12 protein-coding genes and 1 tRNA gene are annotated in these 12,367 nt (G+C 51.5%); all 13 read right to left on the reverse strand.

Annotated features, from left to right (window positions below):
* Positions 1-15: 15 nt before the first annotated feature.
* On the reverse strand, positions 16-519 hold the full coding sequence (gene fimG / locus OGV83_RS19130; RefSeq protein ID WP_012134486.1) for a type 1 fimbrial minor subunit FimG: 504 nt from the start codon (positions 517-519) through the stop codon (positions 16-18).
* 12 nt (positions 520-531) lie between these two features.
* Complete coding sequence (gene fimF, locus OGV83_RS19135) at positions 532-1,062, reverse strand: type 1 fimbrial adaptor subunit FimF (protein WP_049008429.1); 531 nt, start codon at positions 1,060-1,062, stop codon at positions 532-534.
* Positions 1,063-1,072: 10 nt separating this feature from the next.
* Complete coding sequence (locus tag OGV83_RS19140; protein WP_286464366.1) at positions 1,073-3,697, reverse strand: fimbrial biogenesis usher protein; 2,625 nt, start codon at positions 3,695-3,697, stop codon at positions 1,073-1,075.
* 82 nt (positions 3,698-3,779) lie between these two features.
* Positions 3,780-4,484 carry a fimbria/pilus periplasmic chaperone gene (locus OGV83_RS19145; protein ID WP_047463815.1) on the reverse strand — a complete coding sequence of 235 codons (705 nt, stop codon included), beginning with the start codon at positions 4,482-4,484 and terminating at the stop codon, positions 3,780-3,782.
* A gap of 56 nt (positions 4,485-4,540) precedes the next feature.
* Positions 4,541-5,080, reverse strand: a complete 540-nt coding sequence (gene fimI / locus OGV83_RS19150) for a type 1 fimbrial minor subunit FimI (protein ID WP_286464368.1) — start codon at positions 5,078-5,080, stop codon at positions 4,541-4,543.
* 72 nt (positions 5,081-5,152) lie between these two features.
* On the reverse strand, positions 5,153-5,701 hold the full coding sequence (gene fimA / locus OGV83_RS19155; RefSeq protein WP_012134480.1) for a type 1 fimbrial major subunit FimA: 549 nt from the start codon (positions 5,699-5,701) through the stop codon (positions 5,153-5,155).
* A gap of 473 nt (positions 5,702-6,174) precedes the next feature.
* Complete coding sequence (locus OGV83_RS19160; protein WP_012134479.1) at positions 6,175-6,813, reverse strand: tyrosine-type DNA invertase; 639 nt, start codon at positions 6,811-6,813, stop codon at positions 6,175-6,177.
* Between the two features lie 404 nt (positions 6,814-7,217).
* Positions 7,218-7,820, reverse strand: a complete 603-nt coding sequence (locus OGV83_RS19165; protein WP_012134478.1) for a tyrosine-type DNA invertase — start codon at positions 7,818-7,820, stop codon at positions 7,218-7,220.
* A 663-nt stretch (positions 7,821-8,483) separates the two neighbouring features.
* The gene (locus OGV83_RS19170) at positions 8,484-8,894 is read right to left on the reverse strand and encodes an ASCH domain-containing protein (protein ID WP_165383406.1); all 411 of its coding nucleotides are present in this window, start codon (positions 8,892-8,894) and stop codon (positions 8,484-8,486) included.
* Between the two features lie 548 nt (positions 8,895-9,442).
* Positions 9,443-9,518 (reverse strand) — tRNA-Phe (locus tag OGV83_RS19175).
* A gap of 115 nt (positions 9,519-9,633) precedes the next feature.
* On the reverse strand, positions 9,634-10,209 hold the full coding sequence (locus OGV83_RS19180; protein ID WP_024130805.1) for a transcriptional regulator: 576 nt from the start codon (positions 10,207-10,209) through the stop codon (positions 9,634-9,636).
* A 36-nt stretch (positions 10,210-10,245) separates the two neighbouring features.
* Positions 10,246-11,955 carry a protein-disulfide reductase DsbD gene (locus tag OGV83_RS19185; protein WP_286464370.1) on the reverse strand — a complete coding sequence of 570 codons (1,710 nt, stop codon included), beginning with the start codon at positions 11,953-11,955 and terminating at the stop codon, positions 10,246-10,248.
* Positions 11,931-12,278, reverse strand: coding sequence for a divalent cation tolerance protein CutA (gene cutA / locus OGV83_RS19190; RefSeq protein WP_286464372.1), 348 nt, complete (start codon positions 12,276-12,278; stop codon positions 11,931-11,933). The genes OGV83_RS19185 and cutA overlap by 25 nt, the downstream gene beginning before the upstream one ends.
* Positions 12,279-12,367 lie beyond the last annotated feature (89 nt).

Below are 12,367 nucleotides of genomic sequence, written 5' to 3' on the forward strand. Positions count from 1 at the left end.
ACAAACTCTCCTGACTCAGGCGTAGGTATAGGTGACGCTAATCACCGCCTGAATAGTTCCCTGGGTGGCGCCGCCGTTGACCGTTAACGCTCTGACCTGTAACGGAAAGCGGGTGGACTGCGTTGAGTCATCCACCTGAACGGATTTCGTGGCGCCATTGTTTAACGTGGTGCCTGCGTCATCCTGCAATTCGAGCTGAATATTGCCGGCGGTCCCCTGGTTTTTGTAATAACCGGTGCTGTCTGCGGTTCCGCTAAAGGTTGCGATGACCCGGGAGGTGCCGATCGGACAGTTAGTGAGTTCCAGCGCGGTACTGTGCCAGGCGGAAGCCGAACCTGCGGTTACCAGGCTGAAGGTATACAGGTCACCGAGGTCAACGGCGGCATTGGTGGTAGACACCGTGCACGGCTTCGCCACCACCTTCCCGTTGACGGTAATCGTGATATCAGCGGCCTGAAGCCCTGAAGAGGCCGCTGTCAGTACGCTTGCCAGAAGCCACCCTACATAGTTGCGTTTCATCTCAGCCTCCGGTTACTGAAATTCAAGCGTGAATGTTGCTGTGGCATTGACGTGCCCGGCGGTGACCGGAATCTGCGTAGCCATCAGGCGTGCATAAAAGTTGAGGATGTTGGTCTGCCCAGGCGTGAGCGTGGTCCACGCGATGGATGATGACGCGGCGTTGAGCGGCAGCATCGTCTGTTGGTTATTGAGGATCTGCACGCCCATGCCTGCGGCTGCCGAGGCACCGCTATCGATCTTCAATAGACTGGTGTTGCTGCCATCCTCCGTGCCGGTAAAGCCGACTTTGACTGCCGTAACCGAGTTACCGCAGGGAGAGAGGACAATACGGAATGGGACGAGCGGGGTTGTCGCCCCCACCGCATTAAACTGTTTGGCAGCGTTATTCATCAGGTCAACGGTAAAATCCTTTGACTCTCCCGCGACAGCGCAGGCATTGTCGCGGACGTAGCCGCTAATCGTAATCGTGCTGTCGGCGGCGAAGACATTGACGCAGGCCAGCGTCAGCACAGCGCCGAGGAAATACAGTGGTTTTTTCATCATCATTCCTTCCTTAACGGCACTCTGCAAAGAGCTGGCTCAGCACATGTTTCTGGCTCTCTTCCGGCAGGCGATACCGGGCCATGCAGTTAGCCCCCGGGCCTTCGCCCCATTTCACCTGAACGCTTCCCGCCAGCGGCATGCCGCTCAGGTAGACCTGGCCGTTATCTGCCACGATGCTGCCGCTCTGGTTATCGCCGGAGGTGACCATAGCGCCGAATGGCACGGGTTTGCCGTTGTGCGTCAGCGTCATCAGGATTTTTACCCCGACGTGGGCTTTAAATTCGGCGCGGACGATGGCGCCGTGGGTCGGCACGACGCTGACCACCGCATCATCGAGATCGACGTTATCCGCCAGGGTGTTGGTATCCAGCGCGACGCGGTTTTCCCTGTACTCAGTGGCATATGGCATGACGGCATAACCGCGCCAGTCGGTACGTACGCCGGTCTGGTTCTCGACTTTCACGTCTCCGGCGCCAGGCGCTTTAATCAGCACTACCGTGTCATTTAATGGCTGGCTTAAGGTGATGCCGTTGGCATGGGCAAGTACACCGCCGCTCATCCCGTAGTACAGCTGTTTAAATCCATCGCTGTGGCTGTAGCCCACGTTAGCGTTGCCGTAGCCGCCGCGATAGTTCATCGCCGCGTAGCCGGTTCCGCCATTGTTGCCTTCGCCACCGCTGGCATAACCGGTTTGCATGCTGTAGCTCAGGTTATTGTCTTCCAGCAGCGTGCCGTAAAGACCGGCCAGGTTAGTCATCCGGCCATCCAGGTCGTGCGACATGCTGTAGCTGGCGCTTGCGTGCCGCCAGACGGATTTGCTGTCGGAACGCAGCCAGTGGCTGAACGGAATATTGACGTTGAACGCTAACATCTGGTCGCGGCCCTGTTGCCAGGCGTTTTTGGTCAGGCTGTAGCTCAGCGTCCAGTTGATATCGTCAACGGCGGCATTTAACCCCAGCTGTAGCTGTTCGTCGGCCTTGTTGGTTGACCAGTAAGTTTGACGGCTGCCATTCACGTACAGTGTGGCAGTGCGTCCCAACTGCTGCGTTATGCTCATCTGAACCTTGCCCCGCTTGTTATAAGCAAGGTTGTAGTAGTCGGTGAATTTGGGTTTGACCTGAATCACGCCATCCTGGGTTTCAACGTCATAGCCACTCATCCTGCGGTAAGTGGTGTCGGCAAAGCTGTAATAGCCCTGGGTGGAATAACGGTATCCCACCAGTTGGACGTTGGTGCCGGTCTCATAGAGCGACTTGTTATAAAGGAAGCGTATCGATTGCCCCTGGTGAGAGCTGTCGTCAGGCAGGGTGGCGTTGGCCTGAGTTGCATCCAGCGAAACCGCGCCGAACTCGCCCATGTTCTTACCGACCCCTAAATTGAAGGAGCGATAGTTGTCGGCCAGTTGGGTGCCGCCATACAGCGTCCAGCCTGCCGGGAGCCCGTGCAGGAGGGTGCTCTGGAAGAACTTTGGTTTTTCCTGCTGGTCGTTGCCGCTGCGGTATTCACCAGCGGTCACTGCATAACGGGTGTGCCCTTCACGCTGTAACATTGGCACCGTAGACCACGGCACGCTGAAGACCTGGCTGGTGCCATCGGCCTCTTTGATGGTGACCTGGAGATCGCCGCCGTTGCCTGCGGCGTAGAGATCGTTAATTGTGAAGGGGCCCGGCGGCACCGTGCTCTGGTAGATTTCATAGCCGTTTTGTTTGATCGAGACCTGCGCCGTGCCGCGCGCAATGCCGTGGATGACCGGCGCAAAGCCTTTCTGGCTATCCGGCAGCATATTGTCATCAGAGGCTAACTGGGCGCCACGGAAGTTAATCCCGTCGAAGATATCGCCGTTGGTGTAGCTGTCGCCAAGCGTCAGGCGGGCGCGCAGGGGGGTAATATCGCGCTCCAGCCAGCTGTTCACATGCTGCCACTTATTCTCATTACTGGACGCGCCACCGCCACTGCTGTAGCTCCAGATGGTGTTATCACGCAGACGCCAGGCGCCAAGGTTGAGGCCGCTTTGCAGGTTTAAATACGCGTAATTGCTGCTGTCGCTGGCATCGTTATGTACGTTGTTGCCGGTAAAGTTATAGTTCAGCAAACCGGCGTTAATCCCGTCATCCCAGAGTTCCGGTGGAATATAACCGCGCGCGCGATTGCCCATGAAAGCCTGCGGAACACTCAGGTACAGGCGCTGTTGGCTGACATCGAAGCGGGTGGTGGCATCTTTGACCATTTCCGTCAACGGTACGCAGGCGTCGGACGCCAGCGTATCCATACCGGTGATGGCCGACGTGCTGACCCCCATGCCAGCGAGCTGGCTGCGGGTCAGGCACGGTTCCAGTCGATGACCGTTTGCGCCAGCGTTAAACGTGACGTCGCGGGTAGTTATAAAGCCATCGTTCAGATAGATATCCACGCGATAGGCGCCAGGCGGCACCTCTTGCCCGTTTTCAAATCCAGAGAGATCCGCAACGGCCGAGGGATCGTCGGCCAGGAAACGGGGGTTAAAATAGAGATCTGCCCGCGCGAAACCCGCGAGGCAAAGCGCCAATGGTATCTGCGCAAGGACAAAAATAGAGAATGCTTTGCGCCGGGCGCGTTGGGAACCCAAACGGTCCAGTCCGTATTTGAGATGTGACATAGTCCCTCCGGTCCGAAGTCGCCCGGCTGTCAGTTCTTAATTGTAATGTGCGGGGGAGTCCTGTTGGTGGACGGCCCCTGTGTTAACGCAGAACGCCCTTCATTTGCGGGGTCAGTGCGCCATAGTCATTAATCGTCCGGTAGGTAATGTTGCTACCGGCATCAGGTGGCAACTTGACCGAGGTTTTACCCATTGGCGGCACCAGCGCATTTTCCAGCACGCGCGTACCGGCATTGAGTTCGGTCACCGTCAGGTAATACGGCGTCGGGTTGTTGAGCGTCAGCGATGAACCGTCACGGTTAAAGGTCAGTTTTTCCGCCGCCTGATCCGGTGGCAGAGCCAGTTTCGTTGGGCGGTAGTAGAGTTTGATGCGGCTGATAATCGCCAGTTGTAAGGTGTTATCGCTGAGCTTTGATTTATCCATCGAAGGAATGGCTTTTACGTTTACCCAGAACAGGCTTTCCCGGTCCTGCGGTAACTGGTTGTTAGTGGCATCAATAATGCGCAAGGTATTCTCTTTCTTACCTTGCATCGCAAACAGCGGAGGGGTGATGACAAAACGACCATCTTTGCCGCCATCGGCGTTTTCAACCCATGACTGAATCAGATAGGTACTGTTATTGTCGTTATTGGTCACCGCCAGCTGAACCTGTTTTTGTCCGGCCGGATAGATAACCCGGGTTGCGCCCAGCGCCACGCCTGCTTCAGTGCTGGCGGAAAAACCGCTTGCGGCGAGCATCAAAAAGCCCGCCAGTAAGCCGCGTGTCATCTCCAGTGTTTTTTTCACATTTTCCCCTTTCGTACTCACCGTTGTTTCCTGTTTCCGGCATACCTGCTGGCTAATTACTGATAGGTCAGAGAGAACCAGATTTGAGCATTGGCGGCTCCCCCGGTGACCTGCTTCCCGGTCGCCCGATACTTCGCCACGAAATGAAGCGTGATGGGGCCGCTATACAGCCGCGTCCAGGCGCCCGGCGGGCTGTTGAGTGGAATCAATTGATTGTCTTTATCAAATAAAGCGATGCCTACGCCGGTTGCTATCCCCGGCCCTTCGCCAACTGAAAGCACCTCCGGGTTTTTGCCGTCGGCAACTCCGCGAAATGACACGCCTACGCGCTGACTCACGGCAGTGCTGCAATCCTGTAGATGAATATCGAATGGCACGGGGTTGGCATCTTCCCCTGACGAATGAAACCGATTACTGCTGATCTGCCCCATATTGACCGTCATCTGTTGATCTCCTGCTTCAACGCGGCAGGATTCGGCAATAATGACCCCCTGGAAACGCATGTTTCCCCCGGGCAACGTCACGTTCCAGTGATTGCCAGCCAGTGCCAGCGACGGAAACAGAAATATCAGCAGACCTGATCTCACTCCTTGCATCGTTATCACCCCTGTCCTGTTATGGATAACGGGCCATCCTGGCCCGGAATGCTTCCCTGTCAGACGTTTGAATTACTGGTATTGCACTTTGAAGGTTGCGTCTGCGTTCGCAGTACCGGCAGTTGCTGCGCCAGTTGCGTAGTAACGAGCCTGGAAAGGAATGATGTTAGTACCGTCATTCAGCGTGGTAGCGCTGCTGAAGGTCGCGCCATCCAGCCCCAGAGCGGTGCCAGTTTTGTCGAGGATCTGTACGCCGACGTTAGTCGCGCCGCCTGATGCGGAACTCTGTAGCGCCAGAACGGTAGGGTTGGCGCCATTAACAGCAGTACCTGTGAACGCAACGGAAGCTTGGGTCGCAACGGTCGTGTCGCAATCATCCAGTTGAATGTTGAAACCCACAGCGGAGCTGGTGTTGCCTTCAGCAGCGAGTTTGGCGGAACGAACCTGGCCTAACTGAACTGTCTGATCGATAGAACCGGCATCAACTGCACAAGCGGCGTTAACGATTTCCCCTTTAAAATGCACGGTGCCGCCGTTTACCGTGGTGGTGTCGGCCAGGGCTGCTGTGGAGCTCAGGGACAGTGCTGACAGAACAACGATTGCCAGTGTTTTGATTTTCATGCGGTTTTCCTTTAAACAATGTCGATATTACGAACCGAAACTGGCAGTCGTTGTACCTTCCTGGCATTTCAGGTTTAAGCCGAATAGTTCGACTGCCGATCTTGCGCAGTTTTTACCCAACTGATGAGTCAATTGGGACCATTTTGACTCGTCGCAATAAATTTCTTAATTTCGTTTTTTTATGCGTTGTTCTGGAATTTAATTCTTATTTTTTGGTTTTCTATAGATGAATATATCTGAGGTGATCGTGAGTTATATCAACAAGACAAGTGGAAAGCAGAACTCGACGTGCGGAGAAAAGGTGCGGAAAAAAGGTGAGGATGTATGAAACGTAAAAAAATGTGAGTAAAAAAACAATTTTAAATCAGTTGGATATTTTTTTTTCGCAAAAAAAATGGACTTACAGGTTGCAGAAAATTACAAAATTCCTCTACGATATAGACAGTTTGGTCCCAATTGACTTGTTCAATGTCTTATTTTTCCTTAGTTATCAATGAACTATATAGTTCATCATTTTTGATCTTCTGTTTTAGTAGCTTTTCCTCTAGCGGATTTACCCTTTCCCATAATCCTGCAAACCGGGCGGCATTACTGGCTGTATAACGTACGGTGTGGCGAATATTTCGGTGACCAAGGTAATCCTGGATTAGACGTGTATCTGTACCTCTTTCAGCAAGTTCATAACCACATGCATGTCGCAGCATATGCGGATGTGTGGTGGTGCTGGTTCCGGCCTTTTGGCCAGCAGAACGTATTATACGGTATGCCTGCTGGCGGGAAAGTTGTGAGCCTTTACGGGAAATAAACACCGCGTTTATTTTCTGCGCTCCTTTCCAGCTCGCACGAACCCGGCTCCAGCATTCAATGGCTTCACACTCGTCCGGCATGAGGGGATGAATAGTAGAAAAACCATTTTTCAGTCGGCGGATATTGATCCGACCTTCATAAAGATCAAAATCCCGGTAATGCAGGTTCAGTAGTTCACTTATACGCATTCCATGACGAAAGGCCAGCAGGATAAGACAATAATCTCGCTCTCCTGTCTGGCCATGACGTACGGCTTTCATCATAGCCTGAACTTCTCTGGCAGTAAGAAAACGGCGTCGGTTCATAATATTTCTCCTGGTATCAGAATGATAAAGAGTCAGCTCCAGTGATACGAATAACTGATAGCTAAAGCTAGGGATGTATTATTAATTGCACATATTGACCACTATCCCATTTTATTCTATGAAGCTCACAAAGCCCCATGTCAGTGGGCGACTTCATTCTAAAGATTTCATCAGACATCACAAGAAGACTATTCCGTATATTCTCAGAGGGGAAAAACGTATTCAGCGGGGGAATAACTAATCAGACCATGTCAGAGGTGTCAATTATACTGGTCAGAAAAAATAACACAGGATATAGTGTAGAAACATAAAATAGATAACCATACAGCCAATGCGACTATTACAGTGCCATCCATGGCACATAGCTTTATTCAGACTTATTTACTGTCTATATTTTTCTTTCCTTACAGTCTGCTACAGACATCTCTGTTTTTTGTTTTATTCCAGATGCCATAAAAACGACCAGCGTTACTGGCAGTATACCAGACAGTATGACGAATATTGCGATGGCCAAGGTAATCCTGAATCAAGCGGGTATCTATCCCCATATTTGCCAGAGCAAATCCACAGGAATGGCGAAGCATATGCGGGTGGGCACAAATTGCAAGTTTTGCTTTCTTCCCGGCTCTGGCGATTATCTGATAAAATTGCTGTCTGGAAAGGGGATTGCCTTTACGCGATAAAAACAACCATTCAGTTTCTGAATGTTGGCTTGTAAGGCGAATTTTCAGCCAGGACTTTATCGAACGAATTTCCTCTTCCAGTAAGGGATGGGTAGTTGAGAATCCTTTTTTTAATCGGTAAATATGTATACATTTATCCTTAAGGTCAATATCTGAGATACGCAGACGACATATTTCGCTTGCCCTTAACCCATGAATAAAACACAGCAAAACCAGACAGCGATTACGCACTGCATAGGTTCCTGTACTAACAGCATTAAGAATTAAATTGATTTCATTTTGTGTCATAAACCTGCGTTTCTCTAGTCCATTATTATTTTTCATATCACCTGTTATCCTTTATTTTGCCGACATTCCGCTTATACCTGACTCTCTTCTAATGGATTAAAATCTGCCGAATAATAGCTTTTTCTTCAGGAAATAACCAGGTGTAGTTAAAAATAATGATATGTTCTTAAATTTATGTAGAGTCACAAATGAATAATTAGTCATATGCAGAACTAATTTGTTTTTTGATATCGTAGATGAATTACATATCCGTAATGACGGGACTATCGCTGTAGTTATCATATGGTAATATGATAAATTTAACTTAAGGATAATTGAATGGCGAAAAGATAAGGTGAATGAACCACATAAGATTCTACATAAATATATTATTCTTAATGGACTTATTTTTTTCGGCGTGTGCGGTGTATTGTTATTTCAAGAGGCTATTTCACTCTTTCACACAGTTCATTTTACCGGGGTTGCAGGTTTTCTTCAGTTTGTATATGTCTTTCAATCTTTCTCGCTTTGATATCTACCATTAAGTCAGAACGGTTTACTGCGGTGCGAAGCCTGTATACACTCTTCATATGTATTAGCTCAGACTTGATCTGGCTTTGTCACAATACAGAGTTTAATCTAATCTGACAGGCAACTCTGTGCCTGAAGCGGACATTGTTATAAATGGCAATTGATAAAACATCAGCCGTTTATCTCGTTTTACAGCATCTCAACCACTTCAAACTCTTCTGCGATCAACTCCATATCTTCAGAAAAATGACCTTCGCGGGTGAAAAATCGCTGATGCTCTTTCTGCCAGTATTCAAGGCTTAAATCGCCTTCACCTTCTTTGCGGGCGAACGCCTCAGTCACATCACAAAAACGCACCAGTCGCATTGAAACCAGTCTGATCACGCAGACCGGAACATTCTGGCCATCAAGGATAATGTTATAACTCCCAATCCTCGGGGCAGATTCCTCCTGCTGGTAAGAGGCAAAAGATCCGCAAGAGGCCGTTTTGATCCCTTTTTTGATCAAGTCCGCAAGCTCGCTAGCCAGTTCCGGGCTGTCACCCATTTGCCAGGCATCTGCGCCTGGATACTTCATTTTTATTTCCTCAACCGAAACCATTAAAATCCCTTCTGAATCGTCGATGAAAAGAAAAGTTATACATTTTTTAGTATGAGCTGTCCCGACATTATCAGTGATGCCTTTCTTCAGATAATGTGGTCCGCTTATCGCTCAGAGCGGATACTCAGGTTTAATAATGCAATACGTTCAGCTCAAGTAGTATTACTACTGATAAATCATTTTATGATGGCGTGGAGGGCGGGGGATTCTGGTAATGGTAAGAAGTGAAAGGGAAAGAAGTGTATGTTGCAGGTGGACGGACTTGTGAAGACCCCCATATGACTAGTGGAGGGCGCATGTTGTCAGATTCCCCCGTTTTCCTCGTGCTTTTGCATCATTATGAACAGTTAGAAATGAAAAGAACCGTAGCTGACCGTAGCTGGAAGTAAGAGATAGGCTTGTCAGAGGGTATATATGTCTTTAAATGCAACGAACATCTAAGAAAATGGCGAGAAATCCAGCAAGCAAATAACGTCCTGCAATGACCAGAAATCTACCGGAACGCCAGAAAGCAAAAAACCAGCCCGTAGGCTGGTTTCTTTAAATAGTGGTGCCCGGACTCGGAATCGAACCAAGGACACGGGGATTTTCAATCCCCTGCTCTACCGACTGAGCTATCCGGGCAACGGGGCGCATTAAACCGTAAAGGGGCGCAGGCGTCAACGGCTTTCCATGAAAAAAATGACAAAAGACAGCTGACTGCCTGCTTTTCACGCAAAAAGCGCAAAATTGGCTCTAATTACGTCAACGCGCCACCCTGACGGCAGCGGGCAAAGCGCAGTATATCCTCCGCCAGACGGTGAGCGGTATCCACATCAGCCTGGCTGCGATTGACCAGCATTCGGCTGAGGCAACCTTCCAGCACCAGTTCCATCTGTTTCGCCACCATCGCCGGGTCGTCAATTTCGAGCGTTGTCAGCAATTCGTGGGTGAAGTCATGTGCCGCCCGTTTTTGCTGATCGGCCAGTTGGTGAATAGGGTGGGCAGGATCGGGATAAAACGTACAGGCAGCAATAAACAGACAACCGGGGTAGCGGTTGTTGCTCACGCACTCCGAAAGCGCGTTGTAGCGCGCCAACAGTTTTTGTTCTGCGGTAAGGGTTTCATCAAGCAAAAGCTGGCGACGCCAGATGTCTACCTGTTGACTCAGATAACGCAGGGCGTCGTACAGAATAGCCTCTTTATCGGGCCAGAAGCGCTGTAACTCATCAAGTGGATAATCAATGCGTTCTGCCACCATCTCAAGCGTGGTGTTTGCTATCCCTTGAACCTCAAGTAATTTCAGGGCTTCTCCCAGGACATCTTCACGTTGCACGGTATTCTCCTCCGTCTTTCCCACAGAAAGTGTCGCTCACGGTTGGCGATCGCGCAAATGTGCGCTAAAGGTCGTCGCATCCATAAAGCCCGTCACTCGCGCATTCGGGTACTCATGGCCTTGCGCATCAAAAAACAGGATTGTCGGTAAACCCAGCACATTCAGGTGCCTGAGTAAGGCGACATCCTGCGCATTGTTGGCGGTGACATTAGCCTGTAGCAGCACGGTGTCGCCCAGCGTCTGCTGAACCTGCGGATCGCTGAAGGTGTACTTCTCAAACTCTTTACAGGCGACACACCAGTCGGCGTAGAGATCCAGCATTACCGGCTTTCCTTTTGCCTCTGCCAGCGCCTGATTTAACGCATCGACTGTCGTAATCGGCTTGAAGTTCAGGTTCGCCTGCGTCTGGGCGGTTGTTGCGCCAAACGCCCAGTCCTGTAACGGACGTACGCTGACCAGCGCCGCCGCCAGCAGGATGATTTGCACAATGCGCATCCCGCCGCGTCTGGCGTGCAGGCTGGTAATAAACGCCCAGCCGAAGAAGGCGACGCCCAGCAGCGACCACAGACGCAGTCCCCACTCGTCACCGATTACCCGCTCCAGCAAAAAGACCGGCAGCGCGAGGATCACAAAGCCAAAAGCGGTTTTGACGTGTTCCATCCACGGGCCGCTTTTCGGTAGCAGACGGTTGCCAAACACGGTGACCAGAATCAGCGGCAGCCCCATGCCCAGCGCGTAGAGATACAGCGTTCCACCGCCAAGCCACATGTTCCCGCTCTGGGCGATGTACAGCAAAATGGCGCTCAGCGGCGCGGTGGTGCATGGCGAGCAGATAAGCCCGGCAATCGCGCCCATGACAAATACGCCGCCAGGAGAGCCGCCCTGCTGACGGTTACTCATCAACGTGAGGCGAGTTTGCAGTGAAGAAGGCAGTTGTAGCGTGAACAGTCCGAACATTGACAGCGCCAGCAGCGTGAAGACCAGCGCAAGGCCGATTAGCACATAAGGGTGCTGGAGCGCCGCCTGGAACTGTAGCCCGGCAGCAGCCACAACCAGCCCCAGCGCGGTGTAGGTAAGCGCCATACCCTGTACGTAGATAAAGGTCAGCAGCAGCGCGCGTCCGGTTGAGAGGCGTTGTTTACCGCCGAGCACAATGCCGGAAATCAGCGGATACATCGGCAGGACGCAGGGCGTAAAGGCGATCCCGATGCCAATCAGCAATGCCCACAGCGCGGAGAAAGGCAGCCGGGCGGCAGGTTGCGGCGTCTCTTCCGTTTGCGCTGCGACCGGCGACGGCGTGGATTTAGCCACCGTGCTGGCGCTCACTTCGCTTAACGGCACGGTTTTGGTTTCCGGCGGATAGCAGAAGCCTGCGTCAGCACAGCCCTGATACGTCACGGTTAACGTCGCGCCGGATGCGGCCTGGTTAACGATGACCGGAATGTTTAAGCGCTTGCGGTAGATTTCGCTTTTGCCATAAAACTCATCTTCATGCCAGACGCCCGCAGGGAGCCGGACTTCGGCAATTTCGGCCTGAGAGGGGGTGATGCTTATCTGTTTGCGGTAAAGATAGTAGCCGTCTTTCACCTGCCAGGAGAGGTTCAGGTCATGTTGATTCTGCTGAAAATCAAAGGAAAAAGCCTGGTCAGCAGGGACAAACTGCGAGCGGCCTGGTGCGTCAAATAATCCGGCGAAGGCGGATGTGCTACACAGCAGCAGGATCAGCGTAAGGATGCGTTGAGCCATGAGAGGTAATCAGTGTCTCCGTGAGTGACGGGTAAAACCAGAAGTTCAGGCGTTTGATATGGGTGGTGAGACTTCAGGCATTCAAGAAGCGCTTGCTGGTGCAAAACGGTGGTTTTTAAAATCATCTGCACTTCGTATTCCTGCTCCAGTTTGCCCTCCCAGTAATACAAGGATGTCGCGCCCGGCAGTAACGTGGCGCAGGCGGCCAGTTTTTCCGCCAGCACCTTAGCGGCCAGATCCTGGGCTGTTGCTTCATCCGGCGCGGTACAGAGCACCACGACGGCCTCGGGGATGGAGATATCCTGACTATTATCATCAAGCATAAACACCTCGAAAGAACAGAAAGAGCAGCAAGAGTGTGGTCACTATACAACGGAAGGCGGCGGGATGTTAGTCAAAGCGGAGGTAAGAA

This window comes from Citrobacter sp. CK189, assembly GCF_030333505.1.
GTDB classification, from domain to species: Bacteria; Pseudomonadota; Gammaproteobacteria; order Enterobacterales; family Enterobacteriaceae; genus Citrobacter_B; species Citrobacter_B koseri.

What these genes read in the sequence shown, in the direction of transcription:
- OGV83_RS19165 (WP_012134478.1), bottom strand. Translation starts at nt 7,820, where the DNA reads ATGAAAAATAATAATGGACTAGAGAAACGCAGGTTTATGACACAAAAT.
- fimG (WP_012134486.1), bottom strand. Translation starts at nt 519, where the DNA reads ATGAAACGCAACTATGTAGGGTGGCTTCTGGCAAGCGTACTGACAGCG.
- fimF (WP_049008429.1), bottom strand. Translation starts at nt 1,062, where the DNA reads ATGATGAAAAAACCACTGTATTTCCTCGGCGCTGTGCTGACGCTGGCC.
- fimI (WP_286464368.1), bottom strand. Translation starts at nt 5,080, where the DNA reads ATGCAAGGAGTGAGATCAGGTCTGCTGATATTTCTGTTTCCGTCGCTG.
- OGV83_RS19140 (WP_286464366.1), bottom strand. Translation starts at nt 3,697, where the DNA reads ATGTCACATCTCAAATACGGACTGGACCGTTTGGGTTCCCAACGCGCC.
- cutA (WP_286464372.1), bottom strand. Translation starts at nt 12,278, where the DNA reads ATGCTTGATGATAATAGTCAGGATATCTCCATCCCCGAGGCCGTCGTG.
- OGV83_RS19170 (WP_165383406.1), bottom strand. Translation starts at nt 8,894, where the DNA reads ATGGTTTCGGTTGAGGAAATAAAAATGAAGTATCCAGGCGCAGATGCC.
- fimA (WP_012134480.1), bottom strand. Translation starts at nt 5,701, where the DNA reads ATGAAAATCAAAACACTGGCAATCGTTGTTCTGTCAGCACTGTCCCTG.
- OGV83_RS19160 (WP_012134479.1), bottom strand. Translation starts at nt 6,813, where the DNA reads ATGAACCGACGCCGTTTTCTTACTGCCAGAGAAGTTCAGGCTATGATG.
- OGV83_RS19185 (WP_286464370.1), bottom strand. Translation starts at nt 11,955, where the DNA reads ATGGCTCAACGCATCCTTACGCTGATCCTGCTGCTGTGTAGCACATCC.